22 protein-coding genes are annotated in these 26,531 nt (G+C 39.1%); 13 read left to right on the top strand and 9 right to left on the bottom strand.

The annotated features are described in order from the left end of the window. The first annotated feature begins 60 nt into the window (after nucleotides 1-60). Nucleotides 61-1,725: a bifunctional diguanylate cyclase/phosphodiesterase gene (locus L659_RS0105750; protein ID WP_024589898.1), complete on the top strand. Its 1,665-nt coding sequence runs from the start codon at nucleotides 61-63 to the stop codon at nucleotides 1,723-1,725. On the opposite strand, the gene L659_RS0105745 is transcribed toward L659_RS0105750, so the two are convergent. Together L659_RS0105745 and rraA are read right to left on the bottom strand one after the other, a co-directional pair. Beyond that, nucleotides 1,722-2,771, bottom strand: a complete 1,050-nt coding sequence (locus L659_RS0105745; protein WP_024589897.1) for a formimidoylglutamase — start codon at nucleotides 2,769-2,771, stop codon at nucleotides 1,722-1,724. The genes L659_RS0105750 and L659_RS0105745 overlap by 4 nt on opposite strands. A gap of 1 nt (nucleotide 2,772) precedes the next feature. Next, a complete protein-coding gene (rraA, locus tag L659_RS0105740) occupies nucleotides 2,773-3,270 on the bottom strand; it encodes a ribonuclease E activity regulator RraA (protein ID WP_002959955.1) in 498 nt (165 codons plus the stop codon). Between the two features lie 201 nt (nucleotides 3,271-3,471). Between rraA and L659_RS0105735 the strand changes: the two genes are divergently transcribed. From L659_RS0105735 to L659_RS0105725, 3 genes are all read left to right on the top strand, one after another. Then, complete coding sequence (locus L659_RS0105735; RefSeq protein ID WP_024589896.1) at nucleotides 3,472-4,011, top strand: phosphatase PAP2 family protein; 540 nt, start codon at nucleotides 3,472-3,474, stop codon at nucleotides 4,009-4,011. Continuing rightward, nucleotides 4,008-5,039, top strand: coding sequence for an MJ1255/VC2487 family glycosyltransferase (locus L659_RS0105730; RefSeq protein WP_002958362.1), 1,032 nt, complete (start codon nucleotides 4,008-4,010; stop codon nucleotides 5,037-5,039). Before L659_RS0105735 ends, L659_RS0105730 begins: the two co-directional genes overlap by 4 nt. Nucleotides 5,040-5,148: 109 nt before the next feature. After that, nucleotides 5,149-7,029: a methyl-accepting chemotaxis protein gene (locus L659_RS0105725; RefSeq protein ID WP_024589895.1), complete on the top strand. Its 1,881-nt coding sequence runs from the start codon at nucleotides 5,149-5,151 to the stop codon at nucleotides 7,027-7,029. 29 nt (nucleotides 7,030-7,058) lie between these two features. Here the strand turns inward: L659_RS0105725 and L659_RS0105720 are convergent, their stop codons facing one another. The 5 genes from L659_RS0105720 to priA form a co-directional block, all read right to left on the bottom strand. Continuing rightward, nucleotides 7,059-7,433, bottom strand: coding sequence for a gamma-butyrobetaine hydroxylase-like domain-containing protein (locus L659_RS0105720; RefSeq protein ID WP_002958364.1), 375 nt, complete (start codon nucleotides 7,431-7,433; stop codon nucleotides 7,059-7,061). A 62-nt stretch (nucleotides 7,434-7,495) separates the two neighbouring features. Continuing rightward, on the bottom strand, nucleotides 7,496-8,824 hold the full coding sequence (gene hslU, locus L659_RS0105715; protein WP_024589894.1) for an HslU--HslV peptidase ATPase subunit: 1,329 nt from the start codon (nucleotides 8,822-8,824) through the stop codon (nucleotides 7,496-7,498). 11 nt (nucleotides 8,825-8,835) lie between these two features. Beyond that, nucleotides 8,836-9,354, bottom strand: coding sequence for an ATP-dependent protease subunit HslV (gene hslV / locus L659_RS0105710; protein WP_002958366.1), 519 nt, complete (start codon nucleotides 9,352-9,354; stop codon nucleotides 8,836-8,838). Between the two features lie 79 nt (nucleotides 9,355-9,433). Beyond that, nucleotides 9,434-9,961: an SPOR domain-containing protein gene (locus L659_RS0105705; protein ID WP_007582031.1), complete on the bottom strand. Its 528-nt coding sequence runs from the start codon at nucleotides 9,959-9,961 to the stop codon at nucleotides 9,434-9,436. A 20-nt stretch (nucleotides 9,962-9,981) separates the two neighbouring features. Continuing rightward, nucleotides 9,982-12,168: a primosomal protein N' gene (gene priA, locus L659_RS0105700; protein ID WP_007582030.1), complete on the bottom strand. Its 2,187-nt coding sequence runs from the start codon at nucleotides 12,166-12,168 to the stop codon at nucleotides 9,982-9,984. A 230-nt stretch (nucleotides 12,169-12,398) separates the two neighbouring features. On the opposite strand from priA, the gene rpmE reads away from it, so the two are divergent. Next, nucleotides 12,399-12,614, top strand: a complete 216-nt coding sequence (gene rpmE / locus L659_RS0105695; protein WP_007582029.1) for a 50S ribosomal protein L31 — start codon at nucleotides 12,399-12,401, stop codon at nucleotides 12,612-12,614. A gap of 688 nt (nucleotides 12,615-13,302) precedes the next feature. Then, a complete protein-coding gene (locus tag L659_RS0105690; RefSeq protein ID WP_007582028.1) occupies nucleotides 13,303-14,544 on the top strand; it encodes a malic enzyme-like NAD(P)-binding protein in 1,242 nt (413 codons plus the stop codon). A gap of 82 nt (nucleotides 14,545-14,626) precedes the next feature. Here the strand turns inward: L659_RS0105690 and metJ are convergent, their stop codons facing one another. Continuing rightward, entirely contained in the window at nucleotides 14,627-14,947 is a 321-nt protein-coding gene (metJ, locus tag L659_RS0105685; RefSeq protein WP_007586263.1) for a met regulon transcriptional regulator MetJ, read from the bottom strand. Nucleotides 14,948-15,236: 289 nt separating this feature from the next. Between metJ and metB the strand changes: the two genes are divergently transcribed. Both metB and metL read left to right on the top strand, forming a co-directional pair. Further along, a complete protein-coding gene (gene metB, locus L659_RS0105680; RefSeq protein WP_010553801.1) occupies nucleotides 15,237-16,484 on the top strand; it encodes a cystathionine gamma-synthase in 1,248 nt (415 codons plus the stop codon). Between the two features lie 5 nt (nucleotides 16,485-16,489). Further along, nucleotides 16,490-18,835: a bifunctional aspartate kinase/homoserine dehydrogenase II gene (metL, locus tag L659_RS0105675; protein ID WP_024589893.1), complete on the top strand. Its 2,346-nt coding sequence runs from the start codon at nucleotides 16,490-16,492 to the stop codon at nucleotides 18,833-18,835. A 64-nt stretch (nucleotides 18,836-18,899) separates the two neighbouring features. On the opposite strand, the gene L659_RS0105670 is transcribed toward metL, so the two are convergent. Next, nucleotides 18,900-21,392, bottom strand: a complete 2,493-nt coding sequence (locus L659_RS0105670) for a penicillin-binding protein 1A (RefSeq protein ID WP_024589892.1) — start codon at nucleotides 21,390-21,392, stop codon at nucleotides 18,900-18,902. Between the two features lie 130 nt (nucleotides 21,393-21,522). Between L659_RS0105670 and L659_RS0105665 the strand changes: the two genes are divergently transcribed. From L659_RS0105665 to L659_RS0105645, 5 genes are read left to right on the top strand one after another with little or no spacing between them, the layout of a single operon-like run. Continuing rightward, nucleotides 21,523-22,602 (top strand): pilus assembly protein PilM, encoded by a 1,080-nt coding sequence (locus L659_RS0105665; protein WP_024589891.1) that lies wholly within the window; start codon nucleotides 21,523-21,525, stop codon nucleotides 22,600-22,602. Then, the gene (locus L659_RS0105660; protein ID WP_007586268.1) at nucleotides 22,590-23,162 is read left to right on the top strand and encodes a PilN domain-containing protein; all 573 of its coding nucleotides are present in this window, start codon (nucleotides 22,590-22,592) and stop codon (nucleotides 23,160-23,162) included. Before L659_RS0105665 ends, L659_RS0105660 begins: the two co-directional genes overlap by 13 nt. Then, a complete protein-coding gene (locus L659_RS0105655) occupies nucleotides 23,152-23,757 on the top strand; it encodes a type 4a pilus biogenesis protein PilO (RefSeq protein ID WP_007586270.1) in 606 nt (201 codons plus the stop codon). The genes L659_RS0105660 and L659_RS0105655 overlap by 11 nt, the downstream gene beginning before the upstream one ends. After that, nucleotides 23,754-24,293 carry a pilus assembly protein PilP gene (locus tag L659_RS0105650; RefSeq protein WP_007586272.1) on the top strand — a complete coding sequence of 180 codons (540 nt, stop codon included), beginning with the start codon at nucleotides 23,754-23,756 and terminating at the stop codon, nucleotides 24,291-24,293. The genes L659_RS0105655 and L659_RS0105650 overlap by 4 nt, the downstream gene beginning before the upstream one ends. Beyond that, on the top strand, nucleotides 24,280-26,385 hold the full coding sequence (locus tag L659_RS0105645; RefSeq protein ID WP_024589890.1) for a type IV pilus secretin PilQ: 2,106 nt from the start codon (nucleotides 24,280-24,282) through the stop codon (nucleotides 26,383-26,385). The genes L659_RS0105650 and L659_RS0105645 overlap by 14 nt, the downstream gene beginning before the upstream one ends. Nucleotides 26,386-26,531: the final 146 nt, after the last annotated feature.

The raw sequence follows: 26,531 nt of genomic DNA, 5'->3' as shown, positions 1-26,531 counted from the left end.
GTTAATTTGAACATACTAACCGACAGTAATTTCCCAATTTTTTTTAGTGGTGCACTATTGATGGCGATGATTGCCACTTTATTTGCCGTTAAAAATGCCAGTATTAAATTTAGCTATTTATGCACAGCAGCTGTTGGTTTGGCTATTTTGAGTACGGGCGCAGCTTGGCTTGCCATTTTACTTGCCTTTGGATTTTGTTTTCATTTATGGCAAGCCTTCGAGCGAAATAATTGGAGCATGATTATTACCAGCTCAATGGCTGGTCTTTTATTTGTTGTTCTATTTTCAGCTCATTTATTATTGGAAGTTCCGTTATTTTGGGTTGTGTTAGCGATATTATTATTAGCTATTGTTGGTTTTTTAAATGATGAAAGCGCTGAAATAGAAGTAGTGATAGAGCCAGAACCTACAGGTGATGCATTTATTGAAGAGTCTCCGCTTTCGGTTTTTGCAGATAGAAAACAGTTACGTCAAGGTTACTATGCATGGTGCGACAATAAGCAAGTAAGTGCAGCGTTAATCGTTATTCGTCTTGAAGGATTTGAACAAGTTAACCAGCACATTGGACGTGACTTTGGCGATATACTGTTAGCACAATCGGCTAATCGAATAAAAGAACTGCTTTCAAGTGACGAAATAGTGACTTTAGTTGGGCAAGAAAAGCTAGCCCACTTAGGGGGCCTTAACTTTGCATTTATTTGTAGTTTTGCGAATCAAAAACATTTGCATGAGTTGGTTATTGAACAAATACTGGGTGCAACGCTTAAGCCATTTAATGTTGCTAACTGCACTGTAGAGGTAAAAGCGAGGGCGAGCTATGTTGATTGTAATGAGCAAGACAATAACTTTGATAATTTAATATCGTACGCATACCTAGCACTCGATAGCCATCCAAATCGCAAGGTTGTGCCTTATCATCAACAAATGATGATTGAACTGCGAGAGCAACAAGCGCGACTAAAAGAATTGGCAAATATTGATTTTTCGAGCGAATTAGAACTCTATTTTCAACCTATAATTTGTAACGAAAACGGTCAAATTGAGTTTTTAGAATTACTACTGCGTTGGCAGCACCCTAAGCAAGGAATTTTATCTGCTAATCGTTTTATTGACGACATAAGAATAGCAGGGCTTGGTTACCCGCTTGCTAAATTTGTAATGGAGAGAGCCGCTGAGCTTGCAATGGCGCTTAGAGTAGAAGGTATTTCTATACCGCTTAGCATTAACGTATTTGGCCCTGAAATGCTAAATGAAGAGTTTGTTGAATTTGTTGATGTTGTTATAAATGAACATCACTTAGAGGCGGGAGACTTAATTGTTGAATGCCCTTTACATATTTTTGCTGGTTTAGATGACAAAGGCCGAGGCATGATCGCAAGACTTAATAACATAGGCTTAAAAGTATGTGTGGATGGACTTGGTGATAATCCAGTACTACTTTCTAAGTTACCAAGTTTAGCGGTTGAGTATATTAAGGTTTCACCTTCACTTACCGCTGACTTTAGTAATCAAAACAATATACGCAGTTTAGTTGGTGGAATGGTTGATATGCATAGCCAACAAAAAACAAAAGTAATTTTTGAAGGAGTAGAAACACTTGAACAACTTAAGTTTGTAAAAAGCTTAAAAGGTTATGCTGCACAAGGTTATTACTTTGGTCATCCGCTAAGTAGTATCGGTTTAATGAGCTGGCTAAAAGAGTGGCGATCGGTTCAACAACGTTAAGTGTTTTCTTTGGCTTGTAGGTAGCTATTTACAAGTGCACTAATCACTTGCCCTACATGGGCAGATCCGGCCTCAACTCCGTTAGGGTGCTGGCTAGGCGCTGCTTCACATAAGTGTAAGTACTTAGAGTAGCGATGGCTTGCAGCTAAATGCACAAAGTGCTCAGTGTCACTCACACTAAATCCGCAATATGTATACGCACTAACTGGCATATAAGTAATACTATCTAAATCAACTTCAACACCCAGCGGTAAATCATTAAAATTACTTAGTGCACTTTCAATTGCCTGCGTTAGTGTAATTTTTCGCTTAACTTGTATAGATTGATAGCTATCAAATTTAAAGTTAGCTTCACTCATTGCATCTATAATTGCTTGATTGTTTTTTAATTCATGTAAGCCAATAACATGGTAATTACTTAGATGTTGCTCGTTATACGCGTAGCGAAAGCCATTACCACTATGGCGACCTTCACATTCTCTAAAATCGGCATGAGGGTCAAAATTGATAGTATTAACAGGCGTGTTTTTTGACTTACTTAGCGCGCGAATAATACCTAAGCAATTATTGTGACCTCCGCCAATGACGATTGGCTCAAGCCCTGCTTTAAAAATAAGGCTTAATACTGACTCTACGCGTTCATCAAGTTGTTGGCATAAATCTCGTAATTGAGTTAACTGCTGGGCTTGCTGATTATTAAGTTGGTTGCTTTGCGCCATTAAATCATCAGTATTTACTTCACCCAATAAAAGTACTTTTTGAGTGGCAATAAATTGATTATGAGGTTGGTTTAAAAAACGTTTTAAAAAAGCAGGCCATGCTTCGTTTGCACCGCCATTTCCTAAATTGGCTTTTGGGCCAATATCTTCGCAAATACCAAGAAGTACGTAGCGAATGCCAAATTGAGCTGCGTCAATAAGTGCTTGTTGCAGGTTTACTTGAGTGTCTAGCAAGGCCATTGATTGCCATGCTTTTTTTTCATTTACGCGGTTAGAGCAAAGTGCTCTAACCGCGCTTTCATCATATACTTTTAAATGGGAGGTCACGTTATACTTCTACAACTTCCAATTCTAATTCTTCTGCAGATAAAACAATGCCAGTACTATCGGCATAAATAAAGTCATCATCAAAAAATGATACACCGGCAAAGTTAACGCCTATAGCATCCTCGCCAGCACCTTCACTGTCAGCTGCAACAGGGATAGAAGCAATTGCTTGAATGCCTAAATCAAGTTCTTCAAGCTCATCAACGTGGCGTACTGCGCCGTAAACAACAATACCATTCCAGTTATTTTCAAGTGCAAGTTCGGCCAATTCAATATCAATAAGTGCACGGCGAGTTGAGCCACCACCGTCAATAAGAAGCACTAAGTCTGTACCGTCTTGAGAAAGTAATTCGCGGATCAGTTCATTATTTTCAAAACATTTAACCGTTTTAATGCGGCCACCAAAGCTGTGTCGACCACCAAAGTTGATGAACATTGGCTCTAGCACGTCAACCACGTCAGCAAAGTGGTCGCATAAATCAGAAGTGCTGTAATCCATTATTTTATCCTCAAAAGGTACATTAATTTATATCTCAGTATACCCTCCTTATAAGCAATAACAACGACTTAATCGCAGTAAATTTAGGCAAAACAAGCGCTAAATCATTAATCGCAATAATAGTGTATTAAAAGCGTCACTCAATTGTTATTTACAACACATAAGCTAAATCGGTGTTCATATGTTATGCAATGAGGGATGGTGATGAATAATAATATGCTTAAAAAGGTAACTCAGATAGATGAGCAATTATTTTTAACTTTGTTTAATTGCAATTTACCGAGGTGGTTTAAAACAATGGCCTTTGGTTTGTCTAAAAGCGGTGATGGTGAGCTTTATATATTAATATGCTTAGCAGTGTGGTGGCTTAGTAATAATGAACAGCATCAATTATTGCCTGTTACTATATTAATTGGTTTTGCTATAGAAAGACCTATTTACCTACTAGCTAAAAATAGATTTGCTCGGATCCGTCCATGCGACTGCTTAGTAACAAATGCCTATATAGTACCAAGCGATAAATTTAGTTTACCATCGGGTCACAGTGCAGCTGCCTTTTTAGTGGCAATTATATTAAGCCATTTTTTTCCAGAATATGCGTTACTACTATTTAGTTGGGCTACCGGCGTTGCTATGTCTCGTGTGGTATTGGGTGTGCACTTTCCTGCTGATATTATAATAGGCGCAACGATTGGTAGTTTTTGTGGTTTATTTGCGTTAGCACTTGTGGTGCCTGCATGAAAATATTGTATGGAGTACAAGGTACCGGTAATGGTCATATAACGCGCGCTCGGGTTATGGCAAGCTGCTTTAATAAGCTCGGTATTGATGTTGATTATGTGTTTTCAGGGCGCGCAAATAAAGATTACTTTGATATGCACGAATTCTCAGATTATAAAGCGTATCGTGGTTTATCGTTTAGCACTGAAAATGGGCAAGTTAAAAATTTAAAAACACTTAAAAACATGCGAATTTGTAAGTTGGTGAGTGATATAAAATCGCTTGAGATAAAACAGTACGATTTTGTACTTAATGACTTTGAGCCAGTCACAGCATGGGCTGCAAAACGGGCAGGTATACCCGTTATTGGCATTAGTCACCAAGCAGCATTTTTGTCAGATAACGTACCTATGTTTGGTCGTGGCGTCCTGAGAAAATCACTTATCAAGCATTATGCACCAGCGACTACCTACTTAGGCGTGCACTGGCAACCATTTGCAAATAATATAATACCGCCTTTTATTGCTCATCATAATCACGACAACCCTGTAGCAGTAATGAACAAGGTATTGGTATATTTACCTTTCGAAAACTTAGATAGCGTTGTTGATTATTTAAAAGACTTTCCCGAAAAAGAATTTTATTGCTATCACCCAAATGCCAGCAATCAGTCTTTTGGACATATACATTTACGAGCCCCTTCACGTTCTGGCTTTTTAAACGACTTAGCAAACACAAGTGGTGTTATTGGTAACGCGGGATTTGAGCTTGCCAGTGAAGCGCTTAAGTTAGGTAAAAAGTTACTATTAAAGCCTTTAGATGGTCAGTTTGAGCAAGCAGCAAATGCACAAACTTTATTTGCCATGGGCATGGCGCATGTTATGAACTATTTAAACCCACAAGCCCTTGATGATTGGAATAGCGCGCCGCAAAACAAGCAAATAAATTACCCCAGCGATCCCGCGCCTTTAATTGATTGGTTGGTTAAACAACAATGGAATAACACACAATCGTTACATAAAGGTTTGTGGGATAGTGTCGCCTTATAGCCATCACATTTAAACTGTTTAGAATTACCAATAATAAAAAGTTAAATTAATTAGTCGCTTTTGATCTATTAGCTATAATACAAATGCATATTTAAAAAAGGCGTTAGCGATGAATTTTTTACAAAACTTAACAATTAAACGACGTTTACAACTAAACGCAGTCGTTGTTGGTTTAGCAATGGTGGTCCTTTTATGCGTGATTATTTTTGAATCACGTACAACCTTGAGCTTAAACAAGACTATTCAATTAGCAGAAGAGCTCAACGTACATGCATTAGCATTGCGTAAACATGAAAAAAACTTTTTGTTTTATAAACAAGAAGACGCGTTAACTGCATTTGAAACGGATTTTGAGCAGTTAAGTGATATAGTAAAAAAGTTACAACAGTTAATGGCTAACCAAGGTATTGCACAGGAGCAGGTCCAGCGCTTTGAGCAACTAATAAATAGCTATAATAATGATTTTGATACTGTTGTTAAGCTTCAAAAAGAGATTGGTTTAACCCCGACCGACGGGTTATATGGCAAGCTTAGAAGCTCGGTTCATGAAGTTGAGCAACTATTAAAAGAGCAGCAAAATTACCAACTGCTGTCGTCAATGCTGCAACTAAGACGCTCAGAAAAAGATTTCATGCTGAGATTTGATATTAAGTACCTAGGGCGTTTTAATGAGGGAATTAATACATTTAAGCAGCAGATAGCTGCAGCACAGCTGCCAAGCGACTATAAAGCACAAATTAATCCTTTGATTGATATATACCAAAGCGAATTTCAAACACTTGTGCAGGCGCAAACTAAGCTAGGGCTAGATCTTGAGTCAGGCGCACTTGGAGTAATGCGTGACAGTGTAGATAAAAGCGACGCCATTGTTTCTAAAATCGTTAAAGACACTAAGTTACAAGTAGAGCAAAGTGTAGAGCAGGCTCAATTTTTAGCTATTTTGGTATTTGTGATTGCAGGTGTGATTGTATTAGCGCTCGTTTATTTTACAAGCCACTCCATTATTGTACCTATTGAGCGGGTTTATCACACCATTAACGATATTCGTCGTAATAATGATTTGAGCGTGATGATAGAGCAAACTGGTAAAGACGAAATTACCACCATGACGGTCGACTTTAATAGCTTAATAGGCGATTTTAAGAACTTAATTAACGAAGTTAATGGTGCTTTAAACACGCTTAATGTAGCAACAGAGCATTTATCACAAAGTACCGCAGCAACAAGCTCTGGTATGCAAGAGCAACTACATGAAGCCGACATGGTTGCAACGGCAGCCACCGAAATGCAGGCGACGATTCAGGATATTTCACATAATACTGAAGCGGCTGCGAAAAAAGCAGAGTCAACAAATTTAAGTGCACAACAAGGGCGTAGTGAAGTAGATTCTACCGTTAAGCACATTAGGGCCCTATCTGATTCGCTGGGGAATGCATCAAATGTAGTGTCGCAACTTGAAAAAGATGGTGAAACAATTGGTTCAGTGCTTGATGTAATTCGAGGGATTGCAGATCAAACAAATTTACTTGCACTTAATGCGGCAATAGAAGCGGCCCGTGCTGGTGAGTATGGTCGTGGTTTTGCTGTTGTTGCAGATGAGGTTCGTTCATTAGCAAAGCGTACTCAAGAGTCTACAAGTGAGATTGAAGGTATTATAAGTACCTTACAGCAGCGTACTCAAGAAGTGGTGAGTATTATGCACAAATGTCGCTCTCAAGGTGATGAAAGTGCCTCGCAAGCAATTAAAGCAGGTGAGCTATTAGGCGCAATTACTGAAGATGTACAAACAATAATGGAAATGAGCTCTCAAATAGCAGTTGCTATTGATGAGCAAAGCCAAGTGGCATCAGAGGTTAATAAAAATGTAGTAAGAATTCGCGATATTGCACAAGACGCAACTGAACATGCTGCTAACAATGCGCAAACAAGTGAAGAGGTCTCTGAGCAGGCTCGCGTTCTGTTCACTGCAATTGATAAATTTAAGGTTTAATAACGCTTAATAGAACGGGCCTATAAAGTTTAAGGAACAAATTTTATAGGCACGCTATCTTTACTTTTTTCGTGTTCAGTTACCCGCGCTAAATATTCACTCCACAATGTATCTTGTTGCTGTTGTAGTTTTTCAAAGTAGCGCCAGCTAAATAGTCCGCTGTTATGGCCATCGTCAAAATCTAAACGAAGTGCGTAATGCCCAACAGGTACAATACTTTTTATTCCTACAGCTTGCTTATTAAGTACTAGCTTCATTGGGCCAGAGCCATGGCCCTGCACTTCAGCTGAAGGGGAGTGTACACGTAAAAACTCACAGCTAAATACAGCTTTACTGTCATCATCAAAGTAAACATCTAGATTTTTACTTACACTGTGGTAATGCACTTTTGTTACGTGTTTCATTTAATATATCCCATTAAAAAGCCCCCAATCTGGAGGCTTTTAGTATAACGTTTATATTCGTTTTATAGAATAAAGCGGCTTAAGTCTTCATCTTCAACAAGTGCACCTAAGTGTTTTTCAACATAAGCGGCGTCGATTACTAATGACGAGCCTGCTTTTTCAGAAGCGTCGTATGAAATTTCTTCCATCAATCTTTCCATTACAGTGTGTAGACGACGAGCACCGATGTTTTCGGTTTTCTCGTTAACTTGCCACGCTGCTTTGGCAATACGCTCAATTGCATCGTCGCTAAACTCAATCGATACCTGCTCAGTTTTAAGCAGCTCTCGTTGTTGCTCGGTAAGCGATGCATGAGGCTCTGTAAGGATGCGTTTAAAGTCATCTGCAGTAAGTGCTTCAAGTTCTACTCGAATCGGTAAGCGGCCCTGTAGCTCTGGGATCATATCTGATGGCTTTGCCATCTGAAACGCACCAGAGGCAATAAACAGCATATGGTCAGTTTTAACCATTCCGTGCTTAGTATTTACAGTGGAGCCTTCAATTAGCGGTAGTAAGTCGCGCTGAACACCTTCTCGGCTCACATCAGGGCCTGAAGAATCACCACGTTTACAAATTTTGTCTATTTCATCTATAAACACAATACCGTTTTGCTCTACTGCAAAAATAGCTTGTTCTTTTAGCTCTTCAGGGTTTACTAATTTAGCGGCTTCTTCTTCCGTTAATAGTTTGAAGGCCTCTTTAATTTTTAACTTACGTTTAGTGCGTTTATCGCCGCCCATGTTTTGAAACATGCTTTGTAACTGGTTGGTCATATCTTCCATACCAGGAGGCGCCATAATTTCTACGTTTGATTGAGCTTGCGCTAATTCAATCTCGATTTCTTTATCATCTAATTGACCTTCACGTAATTTTTTACGAAATGTTTGGCGAGTAGATGAAGTATCGTCGCGTTGGCTTTCGCCATATTGATCTTTAACCGGTGGTAAAAGTGCATCTAAAATACGCTCTTCTGCTGCTTCTTCGGCGCGATGTTTAAACTTTTTAGTTTGCTGTTCGCGAGTCATTTTAATTGAAACATCAACGAGGTCACGTATGATCGTATCTACTTCTTTACCAACATAACCAACTTCAGTAAATTTAGTCGCTTCTACTTTAATGAATGGTGCGTTAGCAAGTTTTGCTAAACGGCGGGCAATTTCTGTTTTACCTACGCCTGTTGGACCAATCATTAATATATTTTTTGGGGTTACTTCACTGCGTAAATCTTCATTTAATTGCATGCGGCGCCAGCGATTACGAAGCGCAATAGCGACTGCTTTTTTAGCTTTAGCCTGACCTATAATGTGCTGATCTAGCTCGTGAACAATTTCTCTTGGGGTCATATCAGACATAATAGTTCCTATTATAATTCTTCGATTGTTTGGAAGTTATTAGTAAATACGCAGATGTTGCCTGCAATAGTTAAGCTTTTCTCTACTATTTCACGAGCGCTTAAATCTGTATTTTCTAAAAGGGCGGTTGCAGCTGATTGCGCAAAGTTACCACCACTACCAATTGCAATTAAATCGTTTTCTGGCTGAACTACATCGCCATTACCGGTAATAATTAAAGAGGCTGTTTCGTCTGCTACAGCGAGCAGCGCTTCGAGTTTTCGAAGTGCACGGTCACTTCGCCAATCTTTAGCCATTTCTACTGCGGCTTTAGTTAGGTTACCTTGGTGCATTTCTAATTTGCTTTCAAAACGTTCGAAAAGAGTGAAGGCATCAGCAGTACCGCCGGCAAAACCAGCGATTACTTTGCCATTATAAAGACGTCGAACTTTGCGGGCGTTGCCCTTCATTACGGTGTTACCAAGTGAAACTTGGCCATCGCCGCCAATTACAACTTTGTCGCCGCGGCGAACACTTACGATAGTAGTCATGTTATTCCTCATCATCGAGCTGCAGAGGCAACTCGTAAAAAACGATTATGATGAGGTTATATGGGTGAATGGTTTATTTTCAAGTCCAGCCCCAAATTCCGCAGCCGACTATTTTTACACGTTTAAGTTTGTTTTTATCGCTTTCGGCTTGGCGTTTGGTTTTATAAGGGCCTAAACGTACTTTATACCAAGTGCCATTGCTGCCTTCAGCCTGTTTGATCTCAGAAATGAGCCCTGCAAATGCGATTTTAGCTTTTAATGATTCAGCTTGTGCATGAGTTCTGAACGAACCGCATTGCATAACATAAGGACCTTTTTGCTCAAGTTCTTTTACTTCAACTTGAATCTCGTGGTTTCTAATTTCTTTAATAAATTCCGGTGTACGTGGAATAACAACTTCTACTTTTGCGGGTGCAGTTGGGTTAGCTTGTTTTTCGACAAGCTTTGGATCGGCATTACTTTTTATAAACCATAGTGTGTAGGCAAAACCACCTACAAGTAAGATGGCTATAACGGCTAAAAGAATAGGAAATGGTTTTTTAGCGGGTGCGTTTTTTTTACTGTTTCTGCCTGCAGGCTTTTTATTAATATAATCGTGCTGTGCCATGGTGTTATTTTGGCCTTAACCTAAATCATGTCTATAGGGTCTACGTCTAAGCTCCAGCGTACTTTTTGTGCAAGTTTACTGGTACTTAAATAATCAACCATTTGCGCAAGGTACTGATGTAATATGCGACGATCTTGCGCTTGAATATGCAATTGAAAACGATACATACCTGCGACTCTTTCAAGTGGGGCAGGGATCGGACCGAGCAATTGTATACCAGATACCCCATTCACAGGAACCAAATCCGTCAAAAAATCGACGACTAGTTTAATACTATGTCCTTGTGCACGCACAATGGCCATATTTGTAATGGGCGGTAAGTCAGCATCATCGCGCTCACTAAGAGCAAAGCGGGCAAAGTCTTGGTAACCATTATTAACTAAGTCTTGCAAAAGAGGGTGTTCTGGAAAGTGTGTTTGTAATAACACTTGACCAGGCTCACCTGAACGTCCAGCACGCCCCGCTACTTGGGTGACTAATTGCGCTAAATGCTCTGTCGCTCTAAAGTCGCATGAGTATAAGCCGCTATCTACATCTAAAATTATAACAAGGCTTACATCTGCAAAGTGATGGCCTTTGGCAAGCATTTGTGTGCCCACTAAAATGCGTGCGCCGCCTAGGTTTATTTCATCAAGTGCTTTTTCAAGGCTACCTTTACGGCGAGTTGAATCGCGGTCTATACGAGTAACAGGTGTATCAGGGAATTCGGTCGATAAAAACTCTTCAATTTGCTCTGTGCCTTTACCGTTAGGAAATATTTGCGTACTTCCACAGTCAGGGCATTGGTGAGGGACAGGGTACTGGTCGCCACAGTGATGACAGATCATTTGCCCAATCGCTTTATGAAATGTAGCGCTGGTACTGCATCGTTTACACTCGCTCAACCAACCGCACTCATGGCAAATAAGGGTGGGTGAGAAACCTCGGCGATTTAAAAATACCATAACCTGTTTACCGCGATTTAAGTGCTGACGCATAGTAGCAAGACTTGCATGTGCAATACCTGCTTGGTCGGGCTGACCTTTCATATCGAGTAACTTAAACTGATTGTCAGTCGCTGTTTGCGCGCGCTCGGTTAAACTTAATAGCTGGTATTTGTTATTAATTGCTTTGTGAAGTGTTTCAAGCGCGGGTGTGGCGCTGCCTAATATAAGCGGAATTTTATGCTGAAAAGCTCTGTAAGCGGCTAAATCACGAGCATGGTAACGAAGGGTATCTTGTTGTTTAAATGATGAATCGTGTTCTTCATCAACAACAATCATACCGAGTTTTAAAAATGGCAGAAAAATACTCGAACGCGTGCCAATAACTATCGCGCAACTGCCTTTTTCGCAAAAACGCCATGTTTGTAAACGTTCGTTGTCGGTAAGTGCTGAGTGCCAAAGCATAATGGGTGTATCAGGAAAGCGGCGGCGAAAACGGTTTACGGTTTGTGGTGTTAGGCCGATTTCGGGCACGAGTACGAGGGCTTGCTCGCCACGTTTGAGTACTTCTTCTAGGCACTGTAAATACACTTCGGTTTTACCGCTGCCCGTTACGCCTTCTAATAAGAAGCTGCTAAAGCCAGTACTTTGATTTATAGCTGTGCAAGCAACCGCTTGTTCTTTATTAAGTACTGGTTTACTACCGACGGTTGGAGCAACACTTTGCCATTGGTTATCGTGCTCAATAGTTTGTGTTATGAGTTCTTTATCTATTAAGCTATCTATTGTTTTTTTACTAAAGCCCAGTGCTTTTAACTCAGTTAATGATGACTTACCTGATTGCGATAACTGCTTTAATAGGTTGAGCTGTGTTTTAGCTTTTAATGACGGTACTTTTGCACCTTTTTCTGTCAGGGCAACCATATTAATACTGGTTTTATCAGGCGATTCACCTTGGCGAAGTGCACCAGGTAGCGCTATATGAATAGTTTCGCCTAATGGATAGCAATAATAGCGGGCAGTAAAGCTAAGGAGTTCTAAATGCTGGGCACTTAAAATAGGGGCGTCGTCTATTACCTCTATAATATTTTTAATTTTATTTAAAGGGACGTCGGTACTGCTTTTAATACCCAAAACAACCGCTACTTTTTTTTGATTACCAAAAGGTACCAAAACTCGCATGCCAGGTAGTAAGGGAATTGATAAGCCACTGAGCTGTTCTTCTATTTTATAATCAAAGGTGCGTGGAAGCGGGACTTTAATAGCAACTTCAACAAAACTCATAACAACTCAACCCGTAAAATTAATGCTGTAATGTACTAAAAATAACGCTAAAAACCTACTAGCAATAGTGCTTGAGAAAGAGATTGTTCACTTTTTTGGCAAAAATATAAATAAATACTTGTGTGGGGGGAGGTTGTTGGATAAAATCCGCCACCAACAAATTTGTTTTAACGACGTATGGTGCCAAACTCCGGGTTTGGAGAGCGATGCGGCCTTAACTAGAGGTTCCTATGAAAGAAGGTATTCACCCTAAGTACGAAGTAATTTCTGCAACATGTTCATGTGGAAATAAATTCGAAACTAGCTCAACTCTTTGTAAAGACATTCACTTAGACGTATGTTCTGCGTGTCACCCGTTTTACACTGGTAAGCAAAAAGTTTTAGACACTGGCGGACGTGTTGATCGCTTCAACAAGCGCTTCGGTGCACTTGCCAGCAAGAAGTAATTATTGCTGTTTAGTTAAAAAAAGCACCTTAGGGTGCTTTTTTTGTGCCTAAAATTTGTTATTTATTATCTTAAGCCAACCTACATAAATCTTTGAGCAATTTAACGAATTAAATTGCACTATAACGTCGTTAAAATTTTTTTATTTAGAACAACTAGATACAAAAATTTTTGCCTAGTTCTAGCGTAATTTTCTTAACGTTAAATAGACCCCATATATAAGCAGATTGGTATTATTTCGTTGATTTTAACTATCCCCTCCTTTTGCATAACTATTTCCTATTCTTATTCTGAGTATGCATAATCCTTTACAGACAAATCGATAGATATTCTCTATATTTTAAATAGTACAATTTTTAACTAGGTTGATAAAAGTAGCTAACGTGGGCTTATCTGTTTTTAAAGTAGGGTAGTAGGCTGTTATTCTAAGTTTATGCTGATACTTTAAGTATACATTTTATAAGATTTTGATAGGCATAAAAGCACCTTAAAACTTACTTTTTAGGTGAATTTTTATTTATTAAATGTTGATATAATCCTGCAAAGTTACTGAAAAACCTCTTAAAATTAAAGGATATAGCATATAACAGGATAGACCTGATATTGCTTGGAATTTAAAAATAATAAGGGTATCGTACCCCAAGACTCCATCTCTCACTTTAACTTAAATTGCAGGATACCATCGCGTTATGTCTGACTTTCGTGAACAAGCACTACATTACCACTCACATCCCGTACCAGGTAAAATTAGCATTGAGCTTACAAAACCAGCTGAAACGGCTCATGATCTTGCACTTGCGTATAGCCCAGGTGTTGCCGAACCTGTACGTGAAATAGCTGCAGATCCTGCAAATGCTTATAAATATACTGGTAAAGGTAACATGGTTGCGGTTATTACTAATGGTACTGCAATTCTAGGCCTTGGTAATTTAGGTCCTTTAGCGTCTAAGCCTGTAATGGAAGGTAAAGCGCTATTGTTTAAACGTTTTGCAGGGCTTGATTCTATCGATATTGAAGTTAAGCACAAAACAACAGAAGACTTTATTAATACGGTTGCCAACATTGCCGACACATTCGGTGGTATTAACCTTGAAGATATTAAAGCACCAGAGTGTTTTGAAATAGAAAAAGCATTAATAGAGCGTTGTAGTATTCCTGTTTTTCATGATGATCAACACGGTACTGCCATTGTTACGGCTGCTGGTATGTTAAATGCGCTAGAAGTACAAGGTAAGTCAATTGAAGATGCAATTATTGTATGTTTAGGTGCAGGCGCTGCCGCTGTTGCGTGTATGGAGCTGTTAATTAAGTGTGGTGCACTGCGTGAACACATTTATATGCTTGACCGCAAAGGTGTTATTCATACCCGCCGCGATGACTTAAATGAATACAAACAGCTTTTTGCTAACAATACCGATAAGCGTACATTGCAAGATGTAATTGCAGATGCTGATGTGTTTGTGGGTGTTTCTGGCCCTAACTTATTAGCGGCTGAAGATTTAAAGCTAATGGCTGCAAAACCAGTTGTGTTTGCATGTTCAAATCCAGATCCTGAGATTGATCCTGCACTTGCGCACGGCGCACGCAACGATTTAATCATGGCAACAGGGCGCTCTGATTACCCTAACCAAGTTAATAATGTTTTATGTTTCCCGTTTATTTTCCGTGGTGCGCTTGATGTACGTGCAAGTGCTATTAACGATGAAATGAAAATTGCTGCAGTAGATGCTATTCGAAGTATTGCCAAAGAGCCAGTACCTGCAGAAGTTTTAAAAGCCGCTGGAGTAGATAAACTAGAATTTGGTGCGCAGTATATTATTCCAAAACCAATGGATCCACGTTTACTGCCGCGTATAGCAAGAGCTGTTGCACTTGCTGCTATTGAGTCAGGTGTTGCACAAATTGAGCTACCTGAAAACTATATGCAGTAAATCTATACAGTAGAGCTATGCAATAAAATTTAGACATAAAAAAACCTCAGTAATTACTGAGGTTTTTTTGTCTTTGTAATATTTATTCTTCGTTTAAAACGGGTACTTCTAGACCCATTTCTTGCATTATTTTTTTAACTTCTTCTGGCACTTTTTCGGCGTTATCTTTACGTAAGTCATCGTCATTTGGTAAAGGTTGGCCAGTAAAAGCATGCAAAAATGCCTCACATAGCAATTCACTATTTGTAGCATGGCGAAGGTTATTGATTTGACGACGTGTACGTTCGTCAGTTAATACCTTTAATACATTTAGCGGGATCGAAACGGTGATCTTTTTAACTTGCTCTGATTTTTTACCGTGTTCTGCGTATGGGTGAATATACTCACCATTCCATTTAGCCATAAGATGTATCGTTGCCTCAGATTATTAATTTCTCACACGGTATAAAAAGCGTGTAAATATGCGTGAAATTCTATCGATTTAAAAAAGATAGTCAAATAATAGATACAGATCTATCTTAATAAGCCTATTGTAGGTGTAAAGATAAGCACACTTTTGTGAGCTAAAATGTGTTATTCGCAGAGGCCTCTTCTACTTTTAGCCATCTAGAGCTTTAAAATACTTTGACTTATCAAAACGGATAACTTACTCTTTTAGACGTCTAAACATCCAAATTAATCAGGTGACGAATATGAGCGAAAAAAACAAAGCGACCATTGCTGTACGTAACGGCGTTGATGCTGATAAACATCATGGTGCGGTGGTACCGCCAATTTATTTATCGACTACTTATTCGTTTGCCGACTTTGATACTAAGCGTGAGTATGATTATGGTCGTAGCGGTAATCCTAATCGTGATATTTTAGCTGAGACGCTTGCTAAGCTTGAAGGTGGCGCTCGTGGCATAATTACAGCTACAGGCATGGCTGCCGTGCATTTAGCTACTCAGCTACTTAATAGTGACGATACGTTAGTAATTCCACATGATTGTTATGGTGGCAGCTATCGTTTATTTACATCTTTACAAAAACGCGGACTACTAAAGCTCGAAATATTAGATTTAACAAAAGAAGAAAGCCTTCAACAAATTTTAGTAATTAAACCTAAGCTTATTTGGATAGAAACCCCAAGTAACCCAGTACTTCGTTTAACAGATATTAAAGCGGTTACCGATGTTGCAAAGCAATGCGGTGCATTGGTGGCTGCAGATAACACGTTTTTGTCGCCTGCTTTACAAAACCCTATTAAGTTTGGTGTAGATATTGTGGTGCATTCAACCACTAAATACATTAACGGACACTCAGATGTAGTAGGCGGCGCTGTTATTGCCGCAACACAAGAGTTAGGCGATGAGCTTGCTTGGTGGGCTAATAACATTGGAATTACGGGTGCGCCTTTTGATAGCTATTTAACGCTTCGTGGTTTACGTACTTTAAATGTGCGCCTAAGGCAGCATCAAGAAAATGCACTGGCAATAGCTAAGTATCTTGAAAGCTCTGAATATGTAAGCCAAGTTTACTACCCAGGTCTTGAGTCACATCCTCAACATGAACTGGCTAAAGCACAGCAACTTGGTTTTGGTGGCATGGTTAGTTTTGATATTAAAGGCGATATAAATGACGCTGCGGCATTTTTAACTAGTCTTAAAACGTTTAGTTTAGCTGAGTCACTAGGTGGCGTAGAGAGCTTAATTTGTCACCCTGCAACTATGACGCACGCAGGTATGGAGGCAACAGCACGTTTAGAAGCGGGTGTGGGCGATACGCTTATTCGTATTTCGGTAGGTATTGAAGATATACACGATTTAGTCGCTGATTTTGAGCGAGTGTTTGAACTTGTAAAACCAGGGCAAAATAAAAATGTTGGCCGTGTAGGCAAAGGTGCAGGCACTTCTGGTGGGAACGTTAAATTAAGTGCAGCCCGTCCGGCGCTTTGGTGATTAATATGGTCAATTGTGTACATAAATTTGGTGGTTCAAGTTTAAGCTCAAGTGAGCGATACCAAAGCGTAGCAAAAATAATAATTACACATACTCAACCGGGTGATTGTGTGGTGGTATCGGCTGCGGGTAAGACAACCGATACGCTAGTATTACTTTGGCAAAGCTATCAAAAACAAGATACTCAAGCAGTAGCTGATATTTTACTGCAGTTAAATAACCATCAAAGTGATTTAATAAAGCAGCTATTAGAAGCCGATTTCAAACGAAGTGCACTTAAAACACTAAGTATCGAACTTAGCTATATTGCAGAACTTGCTCAAGCTGAGCAGCTAAAAGAGGCTGCATTACTTGCACATGGCGAACTGTGGTCAGCACGTTTACTCGCTACTTATTTACAGCAGCTAAATATTGAGGCATGCGCTCAAGATGCACGTACTCTTTTTACCTTAAATGATGGCGAATTAATGCATGCGCAAAATGCGCAGCAATGTGGGCAGTTAATTTTGCCTAATAAAATAAATGTTGTTACTGGGTTTATTGCCGCAGATATCAAAGGCGAGACTGTAACACTTGGCCGAAATGGCAGTGACTACAGTGCAACACTACTTGCAAATTATTGCAATGCTAAGCAAGTATGTATTTGGACTGATACACAGGGGGTGTATAGCACTGATCCTCGCAAGGTACAAAAAGCGATTAAATACGGCAAAATTTGCCGTGGGCAGGCTAATTTATTAGCTCGTTTGGGTAACCCTGTATTACATGCAAAAACACTATCGCCTCTTAAAAACACAGATATTAAGCTAGCTGTTCGCAGTAGTTTTGACGTACAAGCAAGTCCAACAGATATAGTAAAAGAAGGTTCAGCGAAGAAAAAGCGCTTTATAACTACGTTGCAAAATGTTGACCTATTAATGGTTGAAGGATTAAGTGAAGGTGAGGTTGCAAGTGTTAGTCAGCTTATTCAGCATAGCCTTCATCACTTTAACCATAATGGTGAAGTGTATTTAGTAGTACCTGCAGCACAAACTTATCTGGTTATTAATTATTTTGCGGGTAGGGCAAATATTAGCGAGTCAAATTTAAACGGTTGTGCAATTGTAGCGCCTGAGCAAGACGTTAATACATTAAGCTTACAAGCATTAGATTTATTAAAACTCCACAGCATAAAACCTCGTTTTGTCCATCAAGATACTGGCTATGCTTTATTGCTTACCGATCAATTTATAGATAGTGATATACAAAGTGACTTACACGATAAGCTAATTAATAAAGGCCAAGAAATCGCAATTATAGTTGCGGGGCTTGGTAACGTTGGCGACGTTTTCATTAAACAGTTATCGGCACAATTTGAGCGTTTATCGGATGACTTTAGTATTAAATTAGTCGGTCTAATTCGCTCTAAAAAAATGCTGTTTAATGCAAGTGGTATTAATACACAGCAATGGAAAACTCAATGGCAGCATGAGGCAAATAGCTATCAATCTGCAGATTTACTGAATGCTATAAATGAGCTCGATTACGAGCATAAAATTGTAATTGATATTACCGCAAGTGAACAATTTAGCTTGTTATATCCAGACTTTGTAGATAGAAACTGTCATTTAATTAGTGCTAATAAATACGCTGGAACAGCACCGACTACTTGGTATAAAGCACTTCGTAGTAATATTACAGAACGTAATTTACATTGGCGATATAACACCAGTGTAGGCGCTGGCTTACCTATTAACTTTGCTTTGGCTGATTTGCAAAATAGTGGCGATAAAATAACACGTATAGAAGGTGTTTTCTCAGGCACGCTTTCGTGGCTATGCAGTAAATATGATGGAACAAGGCCATTTTCTGAGTTGCTACTGGAAGCTCAGAAAATGGGATTCACAGAGCCAGACCCTCGCGAAGATTTATCTGGGCGAGATATGCAGCGTAAGCTACTTATTTTAGCCCGAGAGCTAGGTGTTGAGCTTGAACTTGACGATATTAGCTTATCAGCATTGATGCCAGATGAGCTTGCGCTGGGAAGTTGGGATGACTTTTTAAATAAAAAAGCACAGCTAGACGCGTTCATCGAAGAGCATGCAGTGACAGCAAAGTCTAAAAATTCAGTACTTAGATATACGGGCTTGTTAGAAATCACACAAGGTGAAGTAATTGCTAAAGTGGGAATAGCGTATGTGCCTAATGGCGATGCGTTAGCAAACCTTACACCTGGCGATAATATTTTTGTAATTAATAGCAAATGGTATAGCGATAATGCATTAGTGATTCAGGGGCCAGGAGCGGGTAGGGAAGTGACCGCTGCGGGTGTGCACTCTGATTTATATTGGCTTGTTCAAAACTTAAAATAAAACTTTGGTTTAAACAAAAACGGCAGCTTAAATAAGCTGCCGTTTTTGTATTACATACATATTATTAAAATAGCTCTTCTTCTGTTTTAGTGTCTTCTTCAAATATATCGTTAGGCTGAGATAGCACATACTTTGTAGGTGCAGTACCTTTTTCAAAATATTCAAATCGACTCGTGTAGTCATTTTTATGGCTTAATAAACCAGTAGCTAAATCAATACGAATAGAAACAAGTCCCTCAGGCGGCTCAATTGGGGCTTCAGGCTTGCCTTCAAGTGCCGCTTTCATAAATTCAACCCATGCTGGCTGCGCGGTTTTAGCGCCAGATTCCGCACCTGATATTTGGCTGCTATCTAGGTTGTTATTATATGTAGAGCGACCAAGAGCGTTGCCCGGATTATCAAAGCCAACCCAAACTGAGGTCATCACATTACTATTAAAGCCGCTAAACCAGGTATCTACTGAGTCATTAGTTGTGCCTGTTTTACCCGAAATATCGCGACGATCTAGCGCTTGTGCTCGCCAACCGGTTCCACTCCAACCTGTTTTATGAGCCCAGCTACCACCCCCCCAAATTGCACTATTCATAGCGTCAGCAATTAAAAATGCATTTTGCTTAGAAATAATTCTCGGCGCACATTTTTTCGTTTGCTCCATTTCATCATCACTATTATGCATCGAGAGTACATTGTGTGTTAGCAAAGGCTCTTCGTCACAGGCAAGAGCAGGGTTTGCTTTAAACAATACATTGCCGTAAGCATCTTGAATTTCTGAGATAAAGTAAGGTTCAATTAAGTGACCACCGTTGGCAAATGTGCTCATGCCTCTTGCAAGTTCAAGCGGGGTAATAGAAGCACTACCCAGTGCTAATGATTCACTACGATTAATGTCAGCGTCTTTAAAACCAAATTTTAGTAAGTGGTCAGCTGTACGTTGCAATCCAACACCACGTAGTAAGCGCACCGAAATAACGTTTTTAGACTGTGCTAAAGCACGGCGAATTCGAATAGGACCATTGTAAACAGCAGGGCTGTTTTTAGGACGCCATGCTACGCCTTGGCTCTTATCCCATTGGTTTATAGGTGCATCATTTAATATAGACGCAAGCGTGTAACCTTTTTCAAGTGCTGCCGAATATATAAAAGGTTTTATATTAGAACCCACTTGACGCTTAGCTTGTATCGCTCGGTTGTATTGACTTTGCTCAAAGCTGTAACCCCCTACAATAGCTTTTATTCTACCGTCTTGTGGATCGAGGGATACAATAGCGCTTGATGCTTCTGGTATTTGGCTTAATAAGTAGCTGTTATCTTCGTTTTGACGTACCCATATTTGCATACCTGGCGTTAAAATATCAGTAGCTGCTTTTGGAGCAAAGCTTTGGCGGTAGCGAGTAATATACTTACGCGCCCATTTTAAACTATCCCAAGTGAGGGTTGTTTGCTCACCGTTTTTAAGTAATACAGTAGCTGTTTTATTATTAACACTGAGTACTGCTGCAACTTTTAAAGTGCCTAACTCATTTACGCTCTGTAATTTACTGAGTATTTGCTGCTCAGTTAAAGCTGGTTGTGTTTCAGGATTCCATAAAACATCAGTTGGACCTCTAAAACCATGACGCATATCGTAACTGTGTAAGTTATTTACAAGTGCGTTTTGCGCTGCTTTTTGAACCTTTGACTCTACTGAGGTAAAAATTTTAAAACCTGAGTTGTAGGCTTTATCTACCCCATAGCGCGAAACCATTTCAGCGCGCACCATTTCAGAGATATACGGTGCGTATAAGTTTATTTCTGCACCGTGAAAATAAGCTGTAATAGGTTGGCTAGTTGCTTCGTTATATTGCTCTTGTGTTATATAGTCTTCGGTCAGTAAACGGCCTAAAACTACATTTCGGCGTGCTTTTGCACGCGTTGGGTTACGAATTGGGTTTAAAGCTGAAGGTGCTTTAGGTAAACCTGCAATCATCGCCATTTGTGCAAGTGTTAAATCTTTTAGCTCTTTACCGTAATAAACTTGCGCTGCTGCACCAATACCGAAAGCACGATTACCTAATTCTATTTTATTAAGATAAAGCTCTAAGATTTCGTCTTTTGTTAACACTCCTTCAATATGAAGCGCTATAAATATTTCTTTAACTTTACGGATATATGCTTTTTCGCGTGTTAAAAAGAAATTACGAGCAAGCTGCATAGTAATAGTACTTGCACCTTGTTTTTTCTCGCCAGTAGATATAAGAACAACAGCCGAACGTACTATACCAATAGGGTCTATGCCTATATGATCGTAAAATCGATTATCTTCTGTCGCTAAAAATGCATTAATGAGTGTTTGAGGAATTTCATCAATAGTCACTGGAATACGACGTTTTTCACCAAATTGATTGATTAAAAGCCCATCTTTAGTGAATACTTGCATAGGAGTTTGTAATTGCACGTCTTTTAAAACTTGCACACTGGGGATATCAGGTTTAACGTAGTAATAAAGGCTGACCAAAGTAATCAGACCAATTAACACACAAATGATAAAAAATTGTAAAGTTCGTTTTAATAAAATCACTTATATTTCCCTAAATGGACTCCCAATTGCGAGTTTTGACTGCTAGTATATATTGATTAAAAAATGAATAATATTTTTTCATATAAAAATTATAACTTGTTTATTATTAAAACAAAGGCCAAGTTGAAACATGCTAAGTCAACTATTTCAAAAACCGTCCCAAATGATGGTAGGAATTGATATTGGATCGCACTCTATTAAGGCTGTGCTTTTACGTGAAATTGAAACTGGATTTCGACTCGAAGCACTTGCAATTGAGCCGATGCCAAAAGGCGCTATGAGTGAGCGCACAATTCAAGATATTGAAGCGATTGGTAACGTAATTACAAAATTAAGAAAAAAATTACCAAAGTCGTTAAAATCTGCAGCAGTGGCTGTTTCTGGCCAAACAGTCATTACAAAAGTGATCTTCATGGATGTATCGTTAACTGATGCTGAACTTGAGTCGCAAATTGAAATTGAAGCCGATAGTTTAATTCCATATCCTCTTGATGAAGTGAGCCTCGACTTTGAGAAGCTTTCGACGAATGAGGCCGATCCTAGTAAAATGAATGTTTTGCTTTCAGCTGCTCGTACTGAGAGTGTAGAAGCGCGTGTTGGCGCTTTAGAAGCTGCAAATTTAGAAGCTAAAATAGTTGATGTAGAAAGCTATGCATTAAGTCGTGCAATGGATGTGTATTACCAACAATTACCTAGCGACGCATTTAATAAATGTGTGGCTGTGGTTGATATTGGTGCGGTTTTAATGCTCGTGAGCGTTGTTCAAGCAGGGGAAACAATTTATACACGTGACCAAGTTTTTGGTGGCGACCAATATACAAATAGTATCGTTGCTTATTATAATAAAGGATTTGATGAAGCTGAAATTGGTAAAACATCAGGTGATTTACCGCCAAACTACACCTTTGAAGTATTAGCCCCTTTTCAAACTTCGTTACTTCAACAAGTGCGACGCGCGGTGCAAATGTTTTTAACAACCAGTGGCAAAGAGCAAATCGACTATATTGTATTAACGGGTGGTACATCGATGATTAAAGGTATTGACCGATTACTCATTGAAGAACTAGGTATTCACTCTGTCGTTGCTGAGCCTTTTGAAAATATGGAAATTTCTCCAAAAGTAGATCGTAATGTAATGCAGCGTCACAAAACGCAGTTTGCAATTGCGACAGGGTTGGCATTAAGGAGCTTTTCAACATGCCACATATAAATCTACTTCCTTGGCGTGAATCGCAGCGCGAAGAATCGAAAAAGAAATTTGTAACTATACTTATTGGTGTCGTTATACTTTGTTTTGCGAGTATGTACTTATTAAGCTCTTTTTATAGTGCATTAAAAGACGGTCAAAACTTAAAGAATAACTATTTAAGCTCAGAAATTAGCATGCTAGATAAAAAAATAAGTGAAATTAGAAGTTTAGATAAAAGAAAAGAAAACTTACAACAGCGTATGAGACTCATTGAAGAATTACAAAGCAGCCGTAATTTGGGTACGCAAATAATGGATGAAGTTGCCAAAATAGTGCCGGGTGGGGTTTACTTAACAAAACTCGAGCGCAGAGGCAGCCAAATACATGTATTGGGACGCAGTGAATCTAATAACCGTTTATCAACAATGCTGCGCCAAGTACAAAGCTCATATTTACTAGAGAATCCTTCAATGCAAGGTATTGTTGCAGGCGATCAATCTTCGCGTTTACTTAGTGATTTTAATATGGAATTTTATGTAAAACCATTTGATAAAATTGGTGAGGTTAGCGATGAGCCTTGATTTTAAAGCACTGAGTGAAATTGATTGGAATGAAATAGAGCTCGATAACATTGGCGATTGGCCTATTGCAGTTAAAGCAATTTGCTGTACGTTTGTTGCCGGACTTGTATTGTTTTTTAGTTATAGCCTATTAGTTTCTGATGAAATTGATAGTTACCACAGTGCAGTTGCGAAAGAGGTCGAGTTACGCACAACTTATCGCACTAAATACGCAGTCGCGAGTAAGCTTGAGATCTACCGTCAACAAATGATTGAAATGGAAGATAAGTTTTCACAATTATTAAAACGTTTACCTACCTCTAACGAAACCCCTGGTTTACTTGATGATTTGTCGTATGTTGGCACAACAAGTGGTCTGACTTTTTTAAAAATAGGTTGGTTACCAGAAGTCGAGAAAGAATTTTATACTGAATTACCGATTAAAATAGAAGTGATAGGGACCTACCATGAATTTGGTGAGTTTGTGGGTAAAGTAGCTCAGTTACCACGAATTGTAAGCTTACATGACTTTTCTATTTTATCATCGGGCGATAAACAGTTAACATTTAGTGTTGTTGCAAAAACATATCGCTATGAAGAAGGGGTTAAAAAATGAAGCTCCTTCGCGTAGTACCTGTAGTAATGGTGTTTGTTTTGAGTGGTTGTAATGATGATACGTCTGAGCAAAAAGAATTTATTGATCAGGTAAAAGCAAGCACAACACCAAAGGTTGAATCAATTCCTGAGCTGACAAAGTTTGAAATATTTGAGTACAGTGCTGGTCAGCTACGTAGTCCGTTTGTAGCGCCTCAGCCTGAGATAATCCAAAATAAATTAACGCAAGTAAAAAACTGTTTGCACCCAGATCAAGAGCGTCGCCGCGAACCGTTAGAAAAATACCCGCTAGATAACTTAGCAATGAAAGGCACAATTGGTTCTAGTGGACAAATATGGGCATTAATAACAGCAGCTGACGCTACTTTGCATCGTGTAACGGTAGGGAATTACCTTGGTAGTTATGATGGCAAAGTAAAAACAGTAAGTAACGACTATATAGAGTTAGTGGAATTAATCCCTGATGGGTCTGGCTGTTGGAAAGAGCGCTTGACTAAATTAGAAATGTTAGAGGCGGCAACAGATGGCGCAAATTAATAATAAAAAAGGTAAAAATAGCATGCATAAGGATGTACTTTGGCTTCATCGTATTTCACGAACATTACTGGCTGCTGTTGCTTTAGTCACTGTAAATTCAGCCGTTGCAGGGCCGTTACTTTATGATGTTCGTTATAATCCATTACTTAAAGGCGAAACTGAGTTACAGCTTGTTTTTGATGAAGAGTTAACGCTTGAGCCAAAAGTTCAGGTGTTTAATAGCCCAGCCCGAATCGAAATGTTTTTTGATACCGCAGAGTTAGAGGTTGGTTTAAATGATGTTGAAGTTAATCAAGCTGGAATTAGCAGTGTTACTAATGTTTTAACTAACAGTGGTTTAAAGGTAACGGTAAACTTAGATAGATTAAAAATTTATGAAACTGAAGTTCATAACAACTTAGTATCAATACGCGTGTCTGATAATCCTCTTACAGAATCTGAAAATGAAGATGTAGCGATGGACTCAGGTGACGTAAGTGGAAATTACATCAACCGTATCCAGTCAATTGATTTTAGACGTGGTGAAAAGGGTGAAGCGAAAGTACTCGTATTTCTACAAGACACTCAAGCTGCAATTGAAGTCCATGAAAGTGGCGGGAAAATTTACGCTGACTTTCATCACACCGATATTTTAGATGACCTACTTTATGAATTAGATGTATTAGATTTTGGTACTGTTGTAAGTAATATCGAGACTTTTAAAGAAGACGGATTAAGTCGTGTCGTTATTGAGCCAAATGCTCAGTTTACATTTACGTATCAGCAAATAGATAATATTTTAACGCTGACGGTAGAAAAAGATGAAACGCAAAACGCCTATTTAGATGGTGGAGTTGAGTATCAAGGTCGCCCTATGACCTTAAATTTTCAAGATATCTCTGTGCGAGCAGCACTACAAATTATTGCGGGTTATAACGATTTTAACTTAGTAACCAGTGATTCAGTGACAGGTAATATAACACTGCGTTTAGATGGCGTACCATGGGATCAAGCGCTTGACGTAGTACTGCGTATTAAAGGGCTAGACAAACGCATGGATGGCTCTATTTTAATGGTAGCGCCTGCAGAGGAGCTTGCGGCACGTGAAGCCAAAGATTTAAAAGCTAAACAGCAAGTTGAAGACTTAGAGCCACTCTATAGTGAATACATTCGATTAAACTATGCTAAAGCCGAAAATTTTGCTGACTTATTAAAAACAGATACGAACAGCATCATAACTGCCCGTGGTAGTGTTTCGGTTGATCAGCGTACAAATACCTTATTAGTAAAAGATACTGTAAAGAGTATAGAAAACATTCGCCGGATGATAGAAACGCTCGATATTCCGGTACAGCAGGTTGTAATTGAATCTCGAATGGTAACTGTGCGCGATAACGTTACTGAAGACTTAGGCGTACGCTGGGGCTTTAGTGATCAAGGCAGTAGTGTTGGTATTTCAGGCTCCCTTGAAGGCGCAGAAGGTATTTATAATGCGACATCTACTTCAAATGCACCAAGTATTTCAGACCGATTAAATGTAAATTTACCTATTACTAACCCTGCGGCTAGCATTGGCTTACACATAGCAAAGCTGGCTAACGGTACGCTGATTGATTTAGAACTAAGTGCTCTTGAAGAAGAGAATAAAGGCGAAATTATTGCTAGCCCGCGTATCATAGCGGCTAATCAGCAAAAAGCGCGAATAGAGCAAGGTACTGAAATCCCTTACACTGAGTCAGCTTCAAGTGGTGCTACTACTGTAAGCTTTAAAAAAGCGGTACTAAGCTTAGAAGTAACACCTCATATCACACCTGATAATAAAGTAATTCTAGACTTAATTATTACTCAAGATACTCGTGGTGATACTGTACAAACGGGAACAGGTGAAGCAGTGTCTATTGATACCCAAGAGATTCAAACTCAAGTGTTAGTTGAGAATGGACAAACCGTAGTACTCGGTGGTATTTTCCAGCAGCAGATCATTAATACTACGAGTAAAGTGCCAATTTTAGGTGACATTCCTTACGTAGGAAGACTATTTAAAACCACAAGTGAGTTTAATGAAAAGCGTGAATTACTTATTTTTGTGACACCAAAAATACAAATTGATTAAAATACAGTGGTTTTATGTTAACCAACGGGTGATTATTTAGATTAATTGCTCGTTATATGGCTTTTTATGCTAATTGACTTGAAATACCCCCGCAATTACTGAGATAATCCCCTCCTTAATTTTGGGGCCAGGTCGTTAGGCGGGGT

The organism is Pseudoalteromonas sp. S8-8, assembly GCF_000497875.1.
In the GTDB taxonomy this organism is placed as follows: Bacteria; Pseudomonadota; Gammaproteobacteria; order Enterobacterales; family Alteromonadaceae; genus Pseudoalteromonas; species Pseudoalteromonas arctica.
This window is presented reverse-complemented; position numbering and strand designations above follow the sequence as displayed.